Origin of the sequence: Sphingomonas gei, from assembly GCF_004792685.1 — a bacterium.
Classification (GTDB): domain Bacteria; phylum Pseudomonadota; class Alphaproteobacteria; order Sphingomonadales; family Sphingomonadaceae; genus Sphingomonas; species Sphingomonas gei.
Genome location: NZ_SRXT01000003.1, coordinates 376,555 through 396,945, shown reverse-complemented (window position 1 = coordinate 396,945; position 20,391 = coordinate 376,555). Strand labels below are relative to the sequence as shown.

The 20,391-nt window shown below is 65.7% G+C and carries 24 protein-coding genes; 17 read left to right on the top strand and 7 right to left on the bottom strand.

Annotated features, from left to right (window positions below; genetic code table 11):
* Together E5A73_RS08895 and E5A73_RS08890 are read left to right on the top strand one after the other, a co-directional pair.
* On the top strand, positions 1 to 438 hold the full coding sequence (locus tag E5A73_RS08895; protein WP_135963459.1) for a hypothetical protein: 438 nt from the start codon (positions 1 to 3) through the stop codon (positions 436 to 438).
* Between the two features lie 91 nt (positions 439 to 529).
* Positions 530 to 1,153 (top strand): PilZ domain-containing protein, encoded by a 624-nt coding sequence (locus E5A73_RS08890; RefSeq protein WP_135963458.1) that lies wholly within the window; start codon positions 530 to 532, stop codon positions 1,151 to 1,153.
* A 5-nt stretch (positions 1,154 to 1,158) separates the two neighbouring features.
* Here the strand turns inward: E5A73_RS08890 and E5A73_RS08885 are convergent, their stop codons facing one another.
* From E5A73_RS08885 to E5A73_RS08870, 4 genes are all read right to left on the bottom strand, one after another.
* The gene (locus E5A73_RS08885) at positions 1,159 to 1,560 is read right to left on the bottom strand and encodes an endonuclease domain-containing protein (RefSeq protein WP_135963457.1); all 402 of its coding nucleotides are present in this window, start codon (positions 1,558 to 1,560) and stop codon (positions 1,159 to 1,161) included.
* 136 nt (positions 1,561 to 1,696) lie between these two features.
* A complete protein-coding gene (gene fliP / locus E5A73_RS08880) occupies positions 1,697 to 2,443 on the bottom strand; it encodes a flagellar type III secretion system pore protein FliP (RefSeq protein ID WP_135963456.1) in 747 nt (248 codons plus the stop codon).
* Complete coding sequence (locus E5A73_RS08875; protein WP_135963455.1) at positions 2,436 to 2,996, bottom strand: flagellar biosynthetic protein FliO; 561 nt, start codon at positions 2,994 to 2,996, stop codon at positions 2,436 to 2,438. The genes fliP and E5A73_RS08875 overlap by 8 nt, the downstream gene beginning before the upstream one ends.
* A complete protein-coding gene (locus E5A73_RS08870; RefSeq protein WP_100281864.1) occupies positions 2,996 to 3,232 on the bottom strand; it encodes a FliM/FliN family flagellar motor switch protein in 237 nt (78 codons plus the stop codon). Before E5A73_RS08870 ends, E5A73_RS08875 begins: the two co-directional genes overlap by 1 nt.
* Before the next feature lie 164 nt (positions 3,233 to 3,396).
* On the opposite strand from E5A73_RS08870, the gene flgC reads away from it, so the two are divergent.
* The 6 genes from flgC to katG all read left to right on the top strand — a co-directional run bounded on the left by flgC (position 3,397) and on the right by katG (position 8,541).
* Positions 3,397 to 3,804 (top strand): flagellar basal body rod protein FlgC, encoded by a 408-nt coding sequence (gene flgC / locus E5A73_RS08865; RefSeq protein WP_135963454.1) that lies wholly within the window; start codon positions 3,397 to 3,399, stop codon positions 3,802 to 3,804.
* An 11-nt stretch (positions 3,805 to 3,815) separates the two neighbouring features.
* A complete protein-coding gene (gene fliE / locus E5A73_RS08860; RefSeq protein ID WP_135963453.1) occupies positions 3,816 to 4,130 on the top strand; it encodes a flagellar hook-basal body complex protein FliE in 315 nt (104 codons plus the stop codon).
* 3 nt (positions 4,131 to 4,133) lie between these two features.
* Positions 4,134 to 4,397, top strand: coding sequence for a flagellar biosynthetic protein FliQ (locus tag E5A73_RS08855; RefSeq protein ID WP_135963452.1), 264 nt, complete (start codon positions 4,134 to 4,136; stop codon positions 4,395 to 4,397).
* Positions 4,394 to 5,152 carry a flagellar biosynthetic protein FliR gene (gene fliR, locus E5A73_RS08850; protein WP_135963451.1) on the top strand — a complete coding sequence of 253 codons (759 nt, stop codon included), beginning with the start codon at positions 4,394 to 4,396 and terminating at the stop codon, positions 5,150 to 5,152. The genes E5A73_RS08855 and fliR overlap by 4 nt, the downstream gene beginning before the upstream one ends.
* Positions 5,152 to 6,222: a flagellar biosynthesis protein FlhB gene (flhB, locus tag E5A73_RS08845; RefSeq protein ID WP_135963450.1), complete on the top strand. Its 1,071-nt coding sequence runs from the start codon at positions 5,152 to 5,154 to the stop codon at positions 6,220 to 6,222. Before fliR ends, flhB begins: the two co-directional genes overlap by 1 nt.
* A 114-nt stretch (positions 6,223 to 6,336) precedes the next feature.
* Positions 6,337 to 8,541: a catalase/peroxidase HPI gene (gene katG / locus E5A73_RS08840; protein WP_135963449.1), complete on the top strand. Its 2,205-nt coding sequence runs from the start codon at positions 6,337 to 6,339 to the stop codon at positions 8,539 to 8,541.
* Positions 8,542 to 8,584: 43 nt separating this feature from the next.
* On the opposite strand, the gene E5A73_RS08835 is transcribed toward katG, so the two are convergent.
* Positions 8,585 to 8,974 carry a flagellar assembly protein FliX gene (locus E5A73_RS08835; protein WP_135963645.1) on the bottom strand — a complete coding sequence of 130 codons (390 nt, stop codon included), beginning with the start codon at positions 8,972 to 8,974 and terminating at the stop codon, positions 8,585 to 8,587.
* Positions 8,975 to 9,084: 110 nt separating this feature from the next.
* Between E5A73_RS08835 and E5A73_RS08830 the strand changes: the two genes are divergently transcribed.
* From E5A73_RS08830 to E5A73_RS08815, 4 genes are all read left to right on the top strand, one after another.
* Positions 9,085 to 10,188, top strand: a complete 1,104-nt coding sequence (locus tag E5A73_RS08830; protein ID WP_135963448.1) for a flagellar basal body P-ring protein FlgI — start codon at positions 9,085 to 9,087, stop codon at positions 10,186 to 10,188.
* Entirely contained in the window at positions 10,189 to 10,473 is a 285-nt protein-coding gene (locus tag E5A73_RS08825; protein WP_135963447.1) for a rod-binding protein, read from the top strand.
* Complete coding sequence (locus E5A73_RS08820) at positions 10,473 to 10,895, top strand: flagellar protein FlgN (RefSeq protein WP_135963446.1); 423 nt, start codon at positions 10,473 to 10,475, stop codon at positions 10,893 to 10,895. The genes E5A73_RS08825 and E5A73_RS08820 overlap by 1 nt, the downstream gene beginning before the upstream one ends.
* 143 nt (positions 10,896 to 11,038) lie before the next feature.
* Positions 11,039 to 11,224 (top strand): hypothetical protein, encoded by a 186-nt coding sequence (locus tag E5A73_RS08815; RefSeq protein ID WP_135963445.1) that lies wholly within the window; start codon positions 11,039 to 11,041, stop codon positions 11,222 to 11,224.
* Positions 11,225 to 11,764: 540 nt separating this feature from the next.
* On the opposite strand, the gene E5A73_RS08810 is transcribed toward E5A73_RS08815, so the two are convergent.
* Together E5A73_RS08810 and E5A73_RS08805 are read right to left on the bottom strand one after the other, a co-directional pair.
* Positions 11,765 to 12,172 carry a flagellar basal body protein gene (locus E5A73_RS08810; RefSeq protein ID WP_135963444.1) on the bottom strand — a complete coding sequence of 136 codons (408 nt, stop codon included), beginning with the start codon at positions 12,170 to 12,172 and terminating at the stop codon, positions 11,765 to 11,767.
* 5 nt (positions 12,173 to 12,177) lie between these two features.
* Positions 12,178 to 14,955, bottom strand: coding sequence for an NHL repeat-containing protein (locus E5A73_RS08805; protein WP_240700098.1), 2,778 nt, complete (start codon positions 14,953 to 14,955; stop codon positions 12,178 to 12,180).
* Between the two features lie 89 nt (positions 14,956 to 15,044).
* On the opposite strand from E5A73_RS08805, the gene E5A73_RS08800 reads away from it, so the two are divergent.
* From E5A73_RS08800 to E5A73_RS08780, 5 genes are all read left to right on the top strand, one after another.
* Positions 15,045 to 16,079, top strand: coding sequence for a flagellar motor switch protein FliG (locus tag E5A73_RS08800; RefSeq protein ID WP_135963443.1), 1,035 nt, complete (start codon positions 15,045 to 15,047; stop codon positions 16,077 to 16,079).
* A gap of 7 nt (positions 16,080 to 16,086) precedes the next feature.
* On the top strand, positions 16,087 to 16,755 hold the full coding sequence (locus E5A73_RS08795) for a FliH/SctL family protein (RefSeq protein WP_135963442.1): 669 nt from the start codon (positions 16,087 to 16,089) through the stop codon (positions 16,753 to 16,755).
* A 242-nt stretch (positions 16,756 to 16,997) separates the two neighbouring features.
* Positions 16,998 to 18,611, top strand: a complete 1,614-nt coding sequence (gene fliF / locus E5A73_RS08790) for a flagellar basal-body MS-ring/collar protein FliF (protein WP_135963441.1) — start codon at positions 16,998 to 17,000, stop codon at positions 18,609 to 18,611.
* 10 nt (positions 18,612 to 18,621) lie between these two features.
* Complete coding sequence (gene fliN, locus E5A73_RS08785) at positions 18,622 to 18,972, top strand: flagellar motor switch protein FliN (RefSeq protein ID WP_135963440.1); 351 nt, start codon at positions 18,622 to 18,624, stop codon at positions 18,970 to 18,972.
* Complete coding sequence (locus E5A73_RS08780) at positions 18,972 to 20,306, top strand: sigma-54-dependent transcriptional regulator (RefSeq protein WP_135963439.1); 1,335 nt, start codon at positions 18,972 to 18,974, stop codon at positions 20,304 to 20,306. Before fliN ends, E5A73_RS08780 begins: the two co-directional genes overlap by 1 nt.
* Positions 20,307 to 20,391 lie beyond the last annotated feature (85 nt).

Genomic DNA, 20,391 nt, shown 5'->3' with positions numbered 1-20,391 from the left:
ATGAAGAAGACCCTGTTCCTGATCGTCACGCTCCTCGCCGGCCTCGGCCTCGGCGGCAGTGCGGCGTATGCGACGGTGCTGCTGCTAGGGCCCCAATCGTCCAGCTCGGCGCGTGCCGACGCAGTCGCGCCGAGCTTCGTCGACGCCGGCAAGGTGCTCGCGCCCCTGGTCTTCGCCGACGGCCGGCTGTCGGGCTATGTCGAGTTCGAGCTCCAGCTCGAAGTGCCTGCCGACAGGACCGAGTTCGTCAGCGCTCGGATGCCGCTGCTGCTCCACGCGATCAACATGCGCACCTACCGCACGCCGATGGCGGCCGGCCCCGACGGGCTCATCCCCGATCTCGAGACGTTCCGCAAAGTCGTGATGAGCGCTGCACCCGAGGCGTTCGGTGCCGGCGTGCTCCGCAAGGTCGCCGTGACTCAGGCAAACCCGGCATGACCCGGAGCGTAGCTTTACGGACGCCACAGCCCCGCCCTCGCCGTGGCAATAGTGCACGGCGAGGGGATCACATCGACCAGGAGGGACAGCCATGCACCTGACCCAAAACCAGACCGCTGAAGCGGACCTTGCCCTCGATCGCGCGCCGCGCACCGTCACCACATTGCTGGTGGGCAAGCTGTTCAGTCGCGGCTCGGCAGAACATCTCTGCCGCATCCGAAACATCTCGATGACCGGAATGATGCTCGAGACGCACCATACGCTCGGCCATGGCAGCTGGGTGACGGTCGAGCTGCGCAGCGGCGATCGCCTGGAAGGCTCCGTAGCCTGGAGCAGCGAGGGCCGCGCCGGCGTCGAGTTCGCGCAGGCGATCGACGTCGATCACATCCTCGCCCAGGCCAAGGCCAGCCTCGAGCGCTTTTGCGGCCCCGCCCCGCGCGCGCCGCGCTTCGACGTCGAATGCGCTGCGCGGATCAGCTGCTTCGGCCGCTATATCGACGTGACCCTCGAGAACGTATCGCAAAGCGGCGCGCGCATCGCCTTGCCCAAGCCGCCGCGCGAAGACACCGAGATCATCCTCTCGGTTCCCGGCCTCCCGTCGCGCCGCTGCACGACGCGCTGGGCGACCGAAGACAAAGCCGGCCTGATCTTCCTCGAGCCGATCGCGTACAACGATCTCGGCCCCTGGCTCGAGCACTGCAACCTGGATAGCTGATTGATTCAGTCCTCCCCCGGAGGGGGAGGGGGACCAGCGAAGCTGGTGGAGGGGTAGTCGCCGCGGGCCGTGCCCACGATGAAGCGAACGACTGCCTCCAGATGCGTGAGCACGTCTGCCGCCGGGATGCGTACCACATGAACGCCCTGGCTTAGTATCCATGCATCACGTTGCGCGTCACGCTGCTGCGCGTCGCCGCATTCAAGCGCCATGCCATCAACCTCTATCGCTAGCCGGCACTCTACGCAGAAGAAATCGAGCACATAGCGTCCTGCCGGATGCTGCTTGCGGAACTTGAGTCCCGCAGGCCGCTGCCGGAGCGCCTGCCAGAGCAGCACCTCCGGCAGGGTGAGGTTCCGCCGCAGCGCGCGGGCACGCTTCTGTGTAGATTTCGGGCCGTGCAGCATGCGGCGACTACCCCTCCACTAGCTCCGCTGGCCCCCCTCCCCCTCCGGGGGAGGATCGCAGACTGCACCGTCTGTCCTCGAATGAAAAGAGCCCCGGCTTTCACCGAGGACCATTCCTATCCTTCATCCCGCCCAGCTACGTCGCGAAGCTCTTCACCAGCGATCCCGCCACCAGTGCCCAGCCGTCGACCAGCACGAAGAAGATGATCTTCATCGGCAGCGAGATCGTCGGCGGCGGCAGCATCATCATACCCATCGCCATCAGCACCGCGGACACCGCGAGGTCGATCACCAGGAACGGTAGCAGCAACAAAAAGCCGATCTCGAACGCGCGGCGCAGCTCGGAGATCATGAACGCCGGCGCCAGCGTGGTCAGCGGCGTCTCGGCGCGCGTGGTGACCGGCTTGTTGGCCAAATCGGCGAACAGCTTGAGATCGCTTTCGCGCACCTGGCCCAGCATGAACGTGCGGAACGGTGCGACGGTCTTTTCGAACGCGACCTGCTCGGTGATCTTGCCCTTGGTATAGGGGTCGACGCCTTCGTTCCACGATTTCTCGAACGTCGGCGCCATCACGAAGAACGACAGGAACATCGCGAGACTGATGATCACCGGATTGGGCGGCACGCCGGGCGCGCCGATGCCGGTGCGCAGCAGCGACAGCGCCACCACGATGCGGGTGAAGCTGGTGACCGTCATCAGCAGCCCCGGGGCGAGGCTGAGCACGGTCAGCATCAGCACCATCTGGATCGCCTTGGCCGACAGCTGGCCGCCGGCGCCCGTGGCTCCCCCGAGGTTGATGGTAGTACCGCCGGCCGCCTGCGCGTGCGCTGCCACCGGCAGCAACACGATCGCAGCCATGGCGGCGATCAGAAGTTTACGCATTGAGCGCCTCGCGCACCGCGGCACGATTCCAGCGCTTGGTATCGCGCGGACGGCGGGTGCGCTTGCGGGGCGCGGTCTGGGGAAGATCGGCTGCGGTTGCGATTTCGGCCGGCGCGGCGTCCGCGTCGTCGTCGTCGCTCTCGTCATCATTGGCGCCGCGCACGGCAGCGATCTTGCTGCGCGAAAGCTCGACCAGCTTGCCGAAATTGTTGGAGAAGGCGGCGAGGTCTGCCTGGAAATTTGCGCCAGTCGCGGGTCCTGCCGGAGCCGGGGCAGCTGCCGGCGCGGGCGCGGTGATGCCGGTCTCGAGAGTCAGATGGCCGTCCGGGCCGATCAGGATCAGATGCTCGCAGCCGTCGCGGCGGATCAGTGCGATCGAGCGCTTGGCGTCAACCGCGAGGCGCTCGACCAGCTCGACCCGCTTGCGCGCGCCGCCCGAGACGCGGCCCGGCAGCTTGAGATCGTAGCGACGCACCACCCACAACGCGCCGGCGAGCATGCCCAGCACCAGACCGAGCGCCCCGAAGGTGCGCATCATCGAGAGAATGTCCATCAGTTGCGCGACTTCTTCACGAGTTCCGAGATTTCGAGCGACATGTTCTCGCCGTCGACGAGGATGCGGCCGCGCGCGACCAGCTCGCCATTCACATAGACAAGGCTCGGATCGTCCTGGCCGCAATCGAGCGGGATCATCGCCCCGCGGCTCATCTTGAGCATCTGGCGGATCGGGATCTCGGCCGAGCCGAGGACGATCGACATGTCGATCATGATTTCGTCGAGTACGGACATGAACGCCCCTTTCTGACTTTCTTATAGGAAGCGTTTCGCGGCACCCGGCGCTCGACCCGGCAAATTTTGCCTAGGTACGTTTTTTCCGCCTCCCCGCCCCACCCCCGGCAACAATTGCCTACAATGAGGGAAATGGCCGCTCGGCCGCTGTGGAGCTCGACCCAATGGACTTGAAGGCATCGCTCGGCGTTTCGGCTTCCGGGCTTCGCGCCCAGTCGCTCCGGATGCGCGTGATCGCGGAGAATCTGGCCAACCAGGATTCGGTCGCGCAGACTCCGGGCGGCGATCCCTATCGCCGTCGCGTCGCCAGCTTCAAGGCCCAGGTCGATCGCGCCACCGGTGCCACCGAAGTCAAGGTCCAGTCGATCGAGAGCGACAAGTCCGACTTCTCGCGCATCTATCAGCCCGGCCATCCGGCCGCGGACGCGCAGGGCTATGTGCTCAAGCCCAACGTCAACGGCCTCGTCGAGAGCGCCGACATGAAGGCCGCGCAGCGCAGCTACGAGGCCAATCTCAATGCCATCGAGGCGGCCAAGAGCCTGACGATGCGCACCATCGACCTTCTCAAGTAAGAGGAATATCCATGTCCATTGGAGCACTTGATGCGACTTCTGCCTATGGCAAGGTCGCAGGGATCGGCAACGCCCTCGGCAAACCGCCTGCCGGCAAGACCGACGGCGCCGGCGGCTTCGGGTCGATGGTCGAAGACCTCGTCACCGGCACGGCCCAGCAGATGCGCGCCGCCGAGCAGGCCTCGGCGATGCAGGTGGCCGGCAAGGGCGATCTGATCGACGTCGTCACTGCGATCGGCGCCGCCGAGACCGCGCTCGACACGATGGTCGCCGTCCGCGATCGCGTCGTCAGCGCCTATACCGACATCATGCGGATGCAGATCTGACGCATGTCGCCGAGTGAGGTCATCCAGCTTGCCGAGGCGGCGTTGCTGCTGGTGCTCACCGTGGTGGGCCCGCTGCTGCTGACCTCGCTGATCGTCGGCACCGCGATCGGCCTGCTCCAGGCACTGACCCAGATCCAGGAGACTACGCTCACCTTCGTGCCCAAGCTGCTCGCGATGGGTCTCGTCTTTCTGCTGATGCTTCCGACGATGGGGCAGGCGCTGTCGGGCTTCATGGCCAAGGTCAGCGACCTGATCATCACCGGATGATCCTGCCGCCCGATCTCGAATTCCAGGTCTCGGCCTTCTTCATCGTGTTCGCCCGGGTGGGCGCGGTGCTGATGCTGCTACCGGTGTTCGGCGAGGATTCGATCCCCGGCCGGATCCGGCTGATGATCGCCTTCGCGATGTCGGCGGCGCTGTACGGTGCACTCGGCGAGCCCGCGCGCGTCGCGCTCCAGGGCGGCGCCGTGCTTCCCGCGGTGATCGTCACCGAATTGATGACCGGGCTCGCAATGGGGATGATCGTCAAGATCCTGTTCTTCGCGATCTCGATGGCCGGCTCGGTCGTCAGCACCCAGGTCGGGCTGTCCTCCGCGGTGATCTTCGATCCGATGCAGGCGAGCCAGGCGCCGATGCTTTCGAAGTTCGTCGGCATCGCCGCCGCGCTCGTCTGCATGGGGATGCAGGTCCACCATCTCTGGCTCGGCGCGATCATTCACTCCTATCAGAGCTTCCCGATCGGCGGCATTCCGCCGATGCAGGATTTCGCCCAGCTCGCCATTGCCGCGATCGGCCGATCGATGACGCTCGGCATCAGCCTCTCCGCGCCGCTGATCGTTTACGGCATCGTGTTCAACGTCGCGCTCGGCCTGTCGGCGCGGATCGCCCCGGCGATCCAGGTCTTCTTCATCGCCCAGCCGCTCAATCTGCTGCTCGGGATCAGCCTGTTCGCCGCCACCGTCGGCACCATGCTCACGGTCTTCGCCACCGAAATGGGTGACGCGATGCAGGGAGGCTGGTGATGTCGGGCGATACCGACCAGGAAGACAAGACCGAAGACGCCACCGACAAGAAGCTCGAGGATGCCCGCTTACGCGGCGAAGTGCCGATGGCACCCGAGATGAAGCACGCCGCGATGTTCGTCGCGGCGCTGGTCGTGATGGGGGGCCTGGGCACCTATACGATGCAGATGATGGCCTCTTTGTTCGTGCGGCTGTGGGGCAGCGCCGACGACTTTCGCATGGAGCCCGCCGGCGCGCAGAACTTCGCCACCGGCCTGTTCGGGGCGATCTTCAGCAACCTCGCGCCGATGCTCGCCGCCCTGTTCGGCTTCGCCTTGCTCGGCGGATTCCTGCAGGGCCGGCCGATGCTGTCCGCCAGCAGGATCAAGCCCAAATGGTCCAAGCTCAACCCGGTCACCGGCTTCATGCGGACCTTCAGCAAGCAATCCCTGGTCGAGTTCTTCAAAACCCTCGCCAAGCTGTGCCTCGTCGTCGGCATCGGCGCCTGGGTCGCTTGGCCGCATGCGGCGGGGATCGACAAGCTGGTCGGCGCCGACCTCGTCTCGATGGGCGCGGCGGCGAGCGACATGGTCTATGCGATGCTGGTGCCCATCGCGATGCTCGTCGGCGCGCTCGCTCTGTTCGACTTCGTCTATCAGCGCTTCACCTTCCTCAAAAAGATGCGGATGACCAAGCAGGAGATCAAGGACGAGTACAAACAGAGCGAAGGCGACCCCAAGATCAAGGGCAAGATCCGCCAGCTCCAGATGCAGCGCGCCAAGGGCCGGATGATGTCCAACGTCCCCAAAGCGAGCGTGATCATCACCAACCCGACGCATTACGCCATTGCACTGCAATATGATCACGGTGCGATGAACGCGCCGATCGTGGTCGCCAAGGGCGTGGACGCGATCGCGCTCAAGATCCGCGAAGTCGCCGCCGAGCACAACATTCCGCTGGTCGAGAACCGTCCCCTCGCCCGCGCACTCTATGCCTCGGCCGAAATCGACCACCCGATCCCGGTAGAGCATTATGCCGCCGTGGCGGAAGTGATCAGCTATGTGATGAAGGTCGCCAAGGCCAACCGCTGACGCTGCACCGCGTCATTTATTTTCGCGCTTGCGGTGAGCGGTTTTAATCGTTTCCGTCATTCATCGCGCCGACCTACGCTGCGGGAAAATCTCCCCTACGGAAGGATTCGAGCCATGGACGCACCGACTTCAGGCAGCCCGATCAGCGATCCGCAGAAGCAGCCGGCGGCGCTCCGCAAACTGCTCGGCCGCACCAGCCGCGACTGGTGGCCCGAGCAGCTCAGCCTCGAGATCCTTACCCAAAACGGCGTCTCGCCCAATCCTTATGGGCCGGAGTTCAATTATCGCGAGGCATTCGAGCAGCTCGATTATCAGGCGCTCAAGGCCGACCTGACCGCGCTGATGACCGACAGCCAGCCCTGGTGGCCGGCCGATTACGGGCATTACGGCCCGTTCTTCATCCGCATGGCGTGGCACGCGGCGGGCACTTATCGCACCGGCGACGGCCGCGGCGGCTCGTCTTCGGGCGGCCAGCGCTTCGCCCCGCTCAACTCCTGGCCGGACAACGGCAATCTCGACAAGGCGCGCCGGCTGCTCTGGCCGATCAAGAAGAAATACGGTGCCGCAATCAGTTGGGCGGATCTGTTCATCCTCACCGGCAATGTCGCGATCGAATCGATGGGCGGCCCGACCTTCGGATTCAGCGGCGGCCGCGAAGACATCTTCGAGCCCCAGCGCGACATCTATTGGGGCACCGAGGAGGAATGGCTCGGCCAGACCCGGATCGACGACGAGGCCGGCATGGCGCTCGAGGAGCCGCTCGCGGCGATCCAGCACGGCCTGATCTACGTCAATCCCGAGGGCCCGGGCGGCAAGCCCGACACCAAGGGCTCGGCGCGCGACCTGCGTGCGACGTTCAGCCGGATGGCGATGAACGACGAGGAGACCGCAGCGCTCACCGCGGGCGGCCACACCTTCGGCAAGGCGCATGGCGCGGGCGATCCGAAGAAGCATGTCGGCCGCGAGCCCGAGGGGGCCGACCTCGCGCAGATGGGGCTCGGCTGGGCCTCGACGCACGAGAGCGGGATGGGCGATCACACGATCACTTCGGGCATCGAAGGCGCATGGACTCCCACGCCGATCCAGTGGGACATGAGCTATTTCGACATGCTGCTCGACCATGACTATGAGCTGACCAAGAGCCCGGCGGGCGCCAACCAGTGGCATCCAGTCGGCGACCCCGAAGAGACGCTCGCCCCGGCCGCGCACACGCCCGGCAAGAAGGTCGCGACGATGATGACCACCGCCGACAAGGCGTTCAAGGACGATCCGGAATATAGGAAAATCCTCGAGAAATTCCGCGCCGACCCGGCCTATTTCGCCGACGCCTTCGCGCGTGCGTGGTTCAAGCTGACGCATCGCGACATGGGCCCCAAGGCGCGCTACGTCGGTCCGGAAGTGCCTGGCGAGGATTTGATCTGGCAGGATCCGATCCCCGCCGGCACCCCGCTCAGCGATGGCGACGTTGCCACGCTCAAGGCCAGGATCGCCGATTCGGGCCTGACCATCAAGCAACTGGTCAAGACCGCCTGGGCCTCGGCCTCTACCTTCCGCAATTCGGACAAGCGCGGCGGCGCCAACGGTGCGCGCATCCGCCTCGCCCCGCAAAAGGATTGGGAAGTCAACGAGCCCGCCGCGCTCGCGCAAGTGCTCGCCGTCTATGAGGACATCAAGGCCGGCTTCGGCGGCAGTGTCAGCATCGCCGATCTGATCGTGCTGGGCGGCAATCTCGGTGTCGAGCAGGCGGCGAAGGCGGCCGGCCACGACGTCACCGTGCCGTTCACTTCGGGCCGCGGCGACGCCAGCCAGGAATGGACCGATATCGAGAGCTTCGAGCCGCTCGAGCCCAAGGCCGACGGCTTCCGCAATTATCTCTCGGTCAAGTTCAACGTGCCGACCGAGGAATTGCTGGTCGATCGCGCGCAATTGCTCGACTTGTCGGCGCCCGAGATGACGGTGCTGGTCGGCGGCCTCCGCGTGCTCGGAATCAACCATCCCAAGGCCGAGCGGCACGGCGTGCTGACCGATCGGCCGGGCCAGCTGACCAACGACTATTTCGTCAATCTGCTCGACATGGGCACAGCGTGGAAGCAGGTCGACGACACCGGCGACGAGGAATTCCAGGGCAGTGACCGCGCCACCGGCGAGCACAAATGGACTGCCTCGCGCACCGATCTGGTGTTCGGCGCCAATTCGCAGCTCCGCGCCCAGTCCGAAGTCTATGCCTCGGACGATGCCGGCCGCGGCAAGTTCGTGCAGGACTTCGTGCGCGCCTGGGCCAAGGTTATGGACGCCGACCGCTTCGATCTGGTGCGGTGATACATCAAATTCCCCTCCCTGCTTTGCAGGGAGGGGAATAAAGTTAAGCCTGGACGTCGACCTTGGCGAGCTCGACCCGCACGCGCAGGTCGATGTCGGACAGGATGCCCGCGAGCACCGGATCGTCCGACGGCTCCAGATTCTCAGACCATTCGACGATCTCGCGCAGCCGCTCGACGCTCGGCGTGCCGGTCGCAATTTCCTTGTGGAGCTTGTCGAGCGCATTGATCCCGCGCTCGGCATCCACGGCCTGCTTGCGCCGCCGCTCGATCGAGGGATCGGCAGCGGCGAGCGTCACCAGCATCGCCACGGTCGGCACCGGCTGAGTCGTGCCGGTACCCGGCATCGGCATCTGGCGCGCGACGGCTTCTTCTTCGGCGACCGGAAAACTGGCCGCGGCCCTGGGCAGCGCCGCCAGCAGGCTGCGTGCCATCAGCGGCATAAGGCTGTCGATCCGCACGAAATCAAACCCTCTCGGCCCGCATTGGCCACCTTTCCTCTATAAGAAAGTTACCGCGGTTTTTCCACTTAGTCCGAGGGTTTATGCAGCGCATCGCCGCTTCGTTCCTGCTCCCGTTGCTGGCGCTCGTCGCCAGCCCGCATGCGCTTGCGCAGACGCGGATCAAAGACATCGTCGATGTCGAGAATGTCCGCGAGAATCAGCTCGTCGGCTATGGTCTCGTCGTCGGCCTCGCCGGCACCGGTGACCGCATGCGCAACGCGCCGTTCACCGAGGAATCGATGCAGGCGATGCTCGAGCGGATGGGCGTCAACATCCGCGGCACCAACATGCGCACCCAGAACGTCGCTGCGGTCTCGATCACCGCGACGATGCCGCCCTTCTCGCGCTCGGGTTCGCGGATCGACGTTCAGGTGTCCGCGCTCGGGGATGCCTCCAGCCTGCAGGGCGGCACGCTGATCGCGTCGTCGTTGCGCGCGCTCGACGGCGAGATCTATGCCGTCGCCCAGGGCCAGGTCGCCGTTTCCGGCTTCAAGGGCCAGGGCGCCGCCGCCAGCGTCAGCCGCGGCGTGACCACGTCGGCACGCGTTGCCGGCGGTGCGATCGTCGAGCGCGAGGTCCCCTATGCGCTCAAATCGGCGACCAGCCTCAAGCTCGCGCTCAAGAACCCCGACTTCGCCACCGCCGACCGCATTGCCGGCGCGATAAACGGCAAATATCCGGGCAGCGCGCACGTGCTCGATCCGGGCACGGTGCAGCTCCAGCCCGCCGCCAACTTCGCCGGCAACGTCATCGAGTTGGTCACTCGCGTCGGCGACCTCGAGATCAAGGTCGATCAGCCCGCCCGCATCGTCATCAACGAAGCATCGGGCACGGTGGTGATGAACGCCGACGTGCGGATCACTCCCGTCGCGATCGCCCAGGGGGGTCTGACCATCACCGTGTCCGAACGCCCGCAGGTCTCGCAGCCCGCACCGCTATCGAACGGCCAGACCACCGTCGTGCCGCGCACCCAGGTGCAGGTCGACGACGGCAATGGCGCGCATCTCGCCATGGTCAGCGGCGCCTCGCTCCAGGCGCTGGTCAGCGGGCTCAACACGCTCGGCGTGTCCCCGCGCGACCTGATCACCATCCTTCAGGCCGTGAAGAGCGCCGGTGCGCTTCAGGCCGAGATTGAGGTCCAGTAAATGAACGAACTCAACGCCCTCCCCGCGGCTGCAACGGCCACCGTCCGCAAGGTCGACCCGAAAAACGCCCAGACCGCCAAGGAATTCGAAGGCATGTTCCTCGGCCAGATGACCAAGATGATGCTCGAAAGCGTCGAAAAGGGCGAAGTCAACGGCGGCGCTGGCGAAGAGATGTTCAAGGGCGTGCTCGCCGAGAAGCTCGGCACCGAGATGGCCAATCGCGGCGGCATCGGCCTGGCGCCCGCCGTGCTCGAATCGATCCTCAAGCTGCAACAGGGAAAGTAATGATCGCTCCGCTCATCGACGCGATGGTTTCGCTCACGGCTCTCATGGAAGAAGAGAGCGAGAAGTTCGCTCGCAAGGCCTATATCCCCGAGCTGGGCGAGATCGCCGCCGCCAAGCTGCGCCTCACCGGCCGGATCGAAGCCGATTTTGCGCGGTTGAAGCGCGAATCCGCTGATTGGGCCGAGAAGCTCGACCCGGAAAGCCGGCTCGAGCTCTCCGAGGTCAGCCGCAATCTGCGCGACGCCTCGGCCGTCAATCAGCAGATCCTGTCGCGCCAGATCGAGCTCTCGGTCGAGATGATGGGCGCGATCGCAGCCGAGGCGCAGCGCCTTACCGGCACGCGCAGCAGCACCTATGGCGCGTGCGGCGGCCTGGGCGGTATGGACGCCCCTGCCCCGATCTCGGTCAACGCGCGGCTGTAATCGCGAACAGACGCTAGCAAACAGACGCTAGCAAACAGACGCTAGCAAGAAGTGAGCAACCGTAAGTTGATCGGGACTAGGTGACTTCGGTCCCGGCGTGTATGTTGTCCTCCGGAGCCAGCCAAAGGCTCCGGAGATCGCCTATGAAGCTCCTGCAACTTCCGCGTTGTCTGTTCGGAGTACATCAACGCGACAGACGTCACGCCCGGCACGACGGCCCGGTCATGCGCAGCCATTGCACCGGCTGCGGCAAGGCGATGGTCAAGGATGTTCGCGGCTGGCATCTCGACTCGGCCACCCCCGACGAAGCGCCGACCACCAGCGGCTAGCCTCCGGCATCTGTCAGGGGCATTGCGCCACACGCTCCTGCGCGCACCACAGGCCAATCGACAGAGCCCGAGCTTGGTGCGTACCCGTTCGCTGCCCCTTTAAATGTAGGATTTCGTCTGCTTGGATGACGTGTCGGCCCTTGCCGGCCGCTCTTTGACATCGTCGGATCGGCTTATCGAGACGTATCGACGCACATGCGCGCCTGTATGAGGCCAAGGTGCCGCGTAGGTGCCGCGTAGGTGCCGCGTAGGTGCCGCGTAGGTGCCGCGTAGGTGCCGCGTAGGTGCCGCGTAGGTGCCGCGTAGGTGCCGCGTAGGTGCCGCGTAACGGGCGCGAAGCTACGCGCCGAGTCAACCTGCATCCCGGTTTTTATCTCGTACTAATAACAACTTAGAGAAGTTTACCCGCTCGGAAAAACCGCCAACAAGTCAACCGCATTTTCCGTTTGCGCACGGCACCATCGCGCTTGGCAAGCAATTCGCCCGGTCCACGGCCTCGCCGCTATAGCTGTCATTTCCCGACGACCGCGCCGGTCGTTATCAGCCGCCGCGACCGCCGACTGCGGTCTTCAGCATCGACATCTGCTTGCGGTACAGTCCGGTCATCGCCTGGAAGTCGGCCTGGATCTCGCCCATCTTGAGCAGCTGATCTTCGAGCGTGACGTTGTTGCCGTCAGGCTTGGTCTCGGTGATGTCCTTGTCGAGGATCAGCCCATTGCCCGCGGGCTGGATCGCGCCGAGGCTCTTCATCCGATCGGTCAGCTGGACCCGCGGCGCAGCAATTACCCCGCTGCCTCCAACGAGCGCCGCAAAGCTCGGCTCGGAGACTTCGCGCGCCTTGTAGCCCGGCGTCTCGCTGTTCGCGATGTTCTGCGAAACGACGCGCTGGCGTTCGGACAGGTTCTGCATCCGATCGCGGATGCCGGCAAGGATCGGGGGCGTATTCATGACGATCAGAATCCCAGAGTGGAGGAGGCGCCGGAATTGAGCCGGTTGAGCGCTGCCTGATAGTTCGCCAGCTGCGCGCTCTCGCGTGCCGTCGATTGCCTGCCGGTGGCGGTGTTCTTGACGCCGTCGACGATCCTGGCCTTGCTGTCGTCCCAATAAAGCGAGCGATAGGCGGTTTGCGCCATCGAGATCGCGCCTTCGACCTGCTTCATCGCCACCTTGGCGTTGTCGAGCGTCGACAGGTTGAGCGCCTCCGACAAGTCCATGCCGTAATTGCCGCCGGGTCGAACCTTGGGCGCGCTGCTCGACAAGGTCGCCTGGGTCGCGATCCGCTGCGGCTCGATACCCAATTTGGCGAGCGCATCCGTATCGGTACCGCCCGGGATCAGCTCGAGCTCGTGGCCGGGCTTCATCGTGATGCTGAGCTTCTGGACGCCGTCGACCACGGTCGCAGTGACGGTAGCCTTGGAGGCGCCGAGCATCCCTTGCATCCGCGTGGCGATCGTCTTGAGCGTATCGCCGGCCTCGATCGCAACCTTGCGGACCGCGCCGCCATCGGCCTTGATCGAGAAGAAGTCGCCCGCGCGCATCGTCGTCTGCGTGGTCAGCTTGTCCGAGATTGCGGGGTTGATCGTGCCGCGGGCGAAGCCGAGCGACGATATCGAATTGCCGCCGCCGACATCGGCGGAGACCCGCACGGGCTCGGTGCGCAGCAGCGCCTGGCCGAACTGGTTGATATTCTCGACCGCGCCGGTGGCGGCATCGATCCGCGCGACGAAGCCGTCGGTCGGCCCGCGGCGCGGCGCGGCGAGATCGCCGGTGGTACGGCCACCGGCATAGAGATCGTTGCCGAGGAAGGTGATGCTGTCGACCTGATCGTCGACCGCGGAGCCGAGATAGGTCACGCTCGCGCCCGACAATCCGGCGTCGATCCGCGCGACGAAGCCGTCGCGATCGGCGCTCTTGGCGTTGACCTGGCTGCCGCTCAACGCGGCGTTGGTCGCGCCGCCGATTGCAATGGTGCCGTCGGCCGCCACTGCGATCGCGCGGACGTCGGCGGTGCCGAGATTGATGCTGCCGAGATCGGTCGACAGCGACGTGGCGCTGAGCTTGTGCACCGAGGCGTTGCCGTCCTGGCTCATCACTGCGAGCAAATTGCCGTCGCCGTCGATCGCCAGCGCGTTGATCTGATCGGTGCCGCCGCTGTCGATCGTCCGCCGGTCGGCGATCTTGCCGGTGGCGTCGATCCGCGCGACGAAGGCGTCGCCCTTGCCCGCGGCGGCGCGCCCGGCGACGAAGACCGATCCGTCCGCGCCGACGGTCACTGCCTTTGCCACGTCGGTCCCGGTCGAGCGGACTACGGTCGAGAATTTCTCGTCGCCATTGGTGCCGTATTTGGCGACCACCAGGTCGCCGTCGGCCGAAGTCACGCCATTGAAGCTGCCGGTGACCGTGCCTGCGACGACGATGCTGCCATCGGCGCCGAGCGACACTGCGGCGCCGGTCGAGGAACCGCTCGCGCCGAGGCTGCGCTGCCAGACGACATTGCCCGTCCCGTCCATCTTGGTGAGGAACAGATTGTTGTCGCCGTCCGACTGGTTGGCGCCGAGATCGCCCTTGGTGGTGCCGACGACATAGCTGTAGCCCTGCGCGTCGGTGACCATCGCCGCTGCGTCGGTGCTCGCATAGACGTTGCTCGTCTTCGTGGTAGCGGTCTTGATCTTGCCGTCCATGTCGACGGTCGTGGTGGTGACGTTGGTGGTCTTGCCCGCCATCGTGTTCTGCGCCGTGGCTTCGCGGTCGAGCGCCGCAATCGTGCCCATGGTGACGCGCGTGGCGGCGCCGTCCGGCTCGTTGAGGCGGAAAACCTGCGTCGCGGTAGGCGCATCGAGCGCAGTCTGCCCGGTCGCCACGACCAGCGAGTCCTTGGCGCCGATCTGCTCGAGCGACACCTGCTCGATGCCGTCGGGGGTCTTGAGCTTGAGCGCCCACTTGCCGTCGCTGTAGACCGGCTCGAAACTGGCGGACCAGCGCGAGATCGGGTCGCCCTTCGCGTCGGTGACGGGGTCGCCATTGGTATCCTTGATTACCGTCGACTTGATCGCGCTGTTGAGCTGCGACACGAGCGAGTCGAGCGTCGGCGGCTGCGTGCCCTGCGAGAGGTCGACGGTGAAGGTCTCGGCGAGCGCCCCGCGGCTGACCTTGACGCTGAACTGCTCTTGCCCGGTGAGATTGGGAAGGGGGTCCGAACGCAGTTTGACCAGGCCCTTGCCCTTGGTCTCATAGGCCTGGGTGGCGGAGAGCTTGGTCGATTGCGCAGTCGAGCTCGGCTTGCCGAACGAGAGATTGACCTTGTCCGATGGTGCGGAGGTCAGATAGGTCTGCAAGTCCGCCATGCCCTTGGCGAACGCCTTTTCATATTGGGCGCGCTGCGCGGTGGTCGCGGTTTTGACGGTCGCCGCTTCGGCGAGGACGCGCAGTTTCTCGAGCGCCTTGTACGCCGTGAAGCTGGTCTTGACGTCGTCGGGCAGGATCGCGATGCCGCTGTTCGTCTTGTCGACGAGCGTCTTCGACGCGAGGATCGACGCGAGCTGGCTCGATATAGAGGTGCTCTTGGTCGTTTCCTTCCACGGCGGCGTGGACTCGGCGAGGGTGAACTGCGCCTTGGCGAGGCGAACCGCCTTGCTTTCGAACGCGAGCGCGGTGGTGGCCGTCGTGAAAACCGAGGAGTCCCCCGTCAACAGGCTCAACCCCATCAGGTTTCCGGTTAAATTAACTGTCATGGCGACCGTACCTTTCCCCCATGCTCCTATAATAGGATGAGTGAACGCTTCCTTGCGTCCACAGGTCATTTTTCTGCGAGGGGTCCGGAATGAGTTTGATGGCGCCGATTGCCGAGCCGGTCGAACTGAAGAAGTATAGCGGCCCGCAGCGCGCGGCTGCGCTGATGCTGGCGCTGGGCAAGCAGCACGGCGCGCCGATCTGGGAGCAGCTGACCACCGACGAGATCAAGGAGCTTTCCTCGACGATCGCCGGGCTCGGCCGCATTCCGTCGCAGGTCGTCGAGCATCTGCTCATCCAGTTCACCGGCGAAGTCGCCTCGATGGCCTCGCTTCACGGCAGCTACGAGACCACCGAGCGGCTGCTCGGCGGGATCCTGCCCGGCGACAAGGTCAAGGAGATCATGGAAGACATCCGCGGCCCCTCGGGCCGCACGATGTGGGACAAGCTCTCCAACGTCAGCGAAACCGTCCTCGCCGGCGCGCTCAAGCACGAATATCCGCAAACCGTCGCGGTGATCCTCTCCAAGCTGCGCCCCGATCATGCCGCGCGGGTAATCGCCGAGCTGCCGCGCGAATTCTCGGTCGACGTGGTGATGCGCATGCTGCGCATGGAGACCGTCCAGAAGGACGTGATCAACCAGGTCGAGGCGACGCTGAAGAGCGAGTTCATGACCAACCTTTCGCGTTCGCAGAAGCGCGATCCGCACGAGGCGATGGCCGAATTGTTCAATTCGCTCGACCGCTCGACCGAAGAGGCGATGCTGACGGCGCTCGACAACAAGGCACCCGAAAGCGCCGAGCGCATCCGCGCGCTGATGTTCACCTTCGAAGATCTCGCCAATCTGCTGCCGGCGGCGATCTCGATCATCGTCCGCAATGCCGACAAGCGCGAGATGGCACTGGCGCTCAAGGGCGCGCCCGATCAGCTCAAGCAGATGTTCTTCGGTGCGATGACCGAGCGCGCGGCCAAGCTGATGCGCGAGGACATGGCGGCGATGGGCCCGATCCGCGCGCGCGATTGCGAGGAAGCGCAGTCGGCGCTCGTCCGCCTCGCCAAGATTCTTGCGGATCGCGGCGAGATCCTGCTCGTCGATCCCAAGTCCGACGATGCGATGATCATCTGAGATGGGCATGAACTTCCAGACCGTCGAGCGTTTCGCCTTCGACCGCATCTTCTCGACTCCGGCAAGCGGAGACGCGACGGTCCCAAGCGGCGACGTGCTGCTCGAGATTTCGGCGCTGCGTGCCGAGCTGGCGTTGCTGCGCTCGGATGTCGACGCGCAGGTCAACCTTGCCCGCGCCGAGGGCTTCGAAGCCGGCCTCGCCCAGGCGCGCGGCGAGCGCGAAGTCGCGCTGCTGAGCGCCGTCGATGCGCTTCACGCCGGGATCGAGGCGCTCGACGAGCGGTTCGAAGACGTGTCGAAGCGAGTCAGCGGCGAAGCCACCGAGATCGCCCTCGCCGCCGCCGACATGATGGCCGGCCGCGCGATAGAGACTGCGCCCGCCGAGACGATCGACGCGGCGATCGGCCGCGCGCTCAGCCAGGTCGCCCGCGGCACCGAACTCGAAATCCGCGTCCATCCCGACTTGATCGAAGCGATCGAGACGCGCATCGCCGAGCGCCAGTCCAAGGACCGCCGCAAGCTCAACCTCACTGTGATCGGCGACGTCACCGTCACGATCGGCGATGCGCTGATCGGCTGGGAACAAGGCGGCCTCGCCCTCGACGCCGGCGCCCGTCGCCAGGCAGTGATGGCCGAGCTCGAAACGCTGCTGCCGAGCCCCGCTGGAGCAAACTGAGATCTCTCCTCCCTATTGGGGAGGGGTCGGGGGTGGGTAAGAAAGGTCGGGCTCGATGCCCGGCCTTTTCTTTATCTTGGGCATCTCGTTGGGGCTCGCTCTGCTCGCCACCCACCCCGCCCCTCCCTTTCAAAACCACTAGGCAAAAAATTCCCACCCGGCACAAACTGCCGCCCCCCACCCCTCTATAATTCACCCATGGAGGCATTTCCGCCTTCACAGGTCGACACCACGGGGCGGCATTGGAAGCGATCAAGAATTTTGCCGGGCAGCTTGGCCCGAAGCGACTGATGCTGATGGGGGGAGTGGCGCTTGCGCTGTTCGCCGCCCTCGCCTTTGTCGCGACGCGTGGCTCCGATCCGCAGATGGGGTATCTCTACACCGATCTCGATCCGTCCGCCGCGGCGACGATCACCGAGAAGCTCAAGGCAGCGAACGTGCAATACTCGCTCTCCGCCGACGGCACGTCGGTGCTGGCGCCGCAGGACAAGCTCGCCGAGCTGCGCATGTCGATGGCCGGCGAGAAGCTCGGCGGCAAGATCGGCTATGAGGTGCTCGACGAGGAGCAGCCGTTCGGCGTCTCCGCCAGCCGCGCCAAGATGAACGAGAACCGCGCCGTCGAAGGCGAGCTCTCGAAGTCGATCCAGACCATCCAGAATGTCAGCGCCGCGCGCGTCCATATCGTGATGCCCGAACGTGCGATGTTCGCCGCCGAGAGCCGCAAGGCGACCGCCGCGGTGACGGTCAAGACCAAGGGCCGCCTCTCTTCGGAGCAGATCGCTTCGATCCGCTATCTCGTCTCCTCCTCGGTCCCCGAGCTCTCGCCCGATTCCGTATCGGTGGTCGACCAGACCGGCGCATTGCTCGCTCGGGCGGGCGAAGCCGGTTCGGCCAGCGGCGGCGATGCCGACGAGCGCCAGCAGGCAGTCGAAGCCAAGCTTCGCGAGGAAGTCGAGGCTCTGCTCGAGCCGATCGTCGGCCAGGGCAAGGTCCGCGCAGAAATCTCCGCGCAGATCGACCGTGATCAGACCCGCGAGGAATCGAACCTCTTCGATCCGGACAAGCAGGTTATCTCGCGCCAGGTCAGCGTCGAGAATGGCGAGCAGAGTACTGAGCAGGATGCCGGTCCAAAGACCGCCACGGTGGGCAACCAGCTTCCCGAGACGCAGGCTCCGCCGCCGGGTGCCCCCGGCGCCGGCCGCCAATCGCGCACCAACCAGACCTCGGAAGACACTACCTACGACAACAGCTCGACCAAGACCGTCACGCTGCGCGGCCCCGGCAAGGTCACGCGCCTCACCGTCGCGGTAATGGTCGATGGCGGCGCCAACGGGCTGCCCCAGGCGCAGATGCAGCGCATCCAGCGCCTCGTCGAGAATGCAGTCGGCATGGACGCCGAGCGCGGCGACAGCGTGATCGTCGAGAGCATGCGCTTCGCCAATGACGACAGCCTCGCCGACAAGGAAGGCGGCATTCTCGCTGGTCTGCCGACCGACCGGATCTGGGGCCTGCTGCAGGTCCTCATCATCGGCGTGGTCGGGCTGATCGCGCTGCGGATCATCAAGCCCAAGCTCGTGCCGCAGCCGGCGTTGCCAGAACTCGAAGTCCGCGAGACCCCGCTCACCGGCCAGTCTCCGGAAATGCTCGCGCTCGCCGAGCGCGCCGCGGACGGCGACGAAGACGCAATGAAGCAGCTCGAGTCGATGAACGCAGACCAGCCTTTGCTCGATCAGGAGATCGCGCTCGCCCAGGTCGACGGCCGCATCAAGCTCTCCGCCCTCAAGCGCATTGGCGATGCGATCGCCGCGAGCCCGCCCGAAGCGGCCTCGGTGATCCGCCAGTGGATGAACACCTAAGGAAATGACGATGGCAACCGAACCCCACGACATCATCCCCGCCGAAACCGACGACGCCAGCGGCCCCGTGTTCGAAGACTTCGAACCGTTTCCCACCGGCGACACCATGCCCGCCGGCTCCGAGGGCCTTGAGGCCGTCCATGACGTGCCGGTCAAGGTTCAGGCAGTGCTCGGCCGCGCGCGTATGCCCGTCGGCGAATTGCTGCACCTGACTTCGGGCACCGTGGTCGAACTCGACCGCCGCGTCGGCGAGCCGGTCGACATCTTCGTCAACGATCGCCTGATCGCACGCGGCGAAGTCGTGCTGATCGACAATGCGCTCGGCGTCACTCTCACTGAAATCGTTCGGCAGGACCGTTGATGCCCGGAACGATCCGTATGATCCTCGTCGGTGCGCCTGGCAGCGAGTTTCGCCGCGCCGCCGAGCTGGCACGTGACGCCGGCGCCGACGTGGCAATGGCCGACACTCCGGCGCAGGCGCTCGCCTTTCTCCGCGAAGGCGGCGGCGACATGGTGATGATCGACGTCGAGGCCGACATCGCCGGCTTCATGGCGAGCATCCGCGCCGAGCGCTTCACCATTCCGGTGCTCGCCTGCGGCATCCAGGCCTCGGCCGAGCGTGCCGTGGCGGCGATCCGTGCCGGTGCCCGCGACTATGTTCCACTGCCTCCGCAGCGCGAACTGATCGCAGCGGCGATCGCTTCGGTGATCGAGCGCAAGGCGCCGATCCGCATCGGCGACCACCCTGCCCTTTCCCGCGCCTTTGCGCTCGCCACTGCCGTGGCGCCGACCGCCGCCCCGATTCTCGTCACCGGCGAGAAGGGCAGCGGCAAGGAAGTCATGGCGCGTGCGATCCACGAGGCATCGGGCCGCGCCAATCCGCTGCATGTCGTCGAATGTGCCGGCATCGGCGCAGACGTCCTGGAATCCGAGCTGTTCGGGCATGAAGCCGGTGCCTTTCCCGGCGCCGCCGCCCGCCGCATCGGCCGGCTCGAAAAAGCCGGCGGCGGCACGATCTTCCTGCGCGAAGTCGGCAGCCTCGCCCCAGCCACCCAGGCGCGCTTGCTCTCGGCACTCCAGGAACAGCGCTTCCCGCGCATCGGCGGCGATGAACTAGTGCCGTTCCGCGCACGGCTGATCGCCTCGACCGGCATGGACTTGGAAGCGGCAGTCAATGCCGGCAGCTTCCGCGCCGACCTGCTCGTCCGCCTCGGCCTGGTCCGCGTCGAGGTTCCGCCGCTCCGCGCGCGCGGCGGCGACCTGACCCAGCTCGCCACGCATTTCGCCGAACGGCTGTCCGAGGCCGACGGCATCTTCGTCCGCCCGTTCAGCGACGCGACTCTGGTGCTGCTGTCGCGCTATGCGTGGCCGGGCAACATCCGCGAACTCGAGGATTGCATCCACCGCGCCGTCCTGCTTGCGCAGGGATCCGCGATCGAACCGCACGATCTCGTCCGCTCGGACGGCACCCGCTTGCTCGATCTCGACCTCGCCGAGCCCGGCGACTTGCAGATCGAGAGCCTCGTCGGCCGCACGGTCGAGGAAGTCGAGCGCGAGCTGATCCTCCAGACGCTGACGCGGTGCCACGGCAATCGCACCTCGGCGTCGAATATCCTCGGCATCTCGGTGCGCACGATGCGCAACAAGCTGCGCACCTTCATCGAGGCCGGCATCGCCGTCGCCCCGGCGCCGTAAAGTCGAAAGCTCCACCGTTCGCGCTGAGCCCGTCGAAGCGCCTGTCCGGTCCCAGGAACAACCGCCCTTCGACAACTCAGGGCGA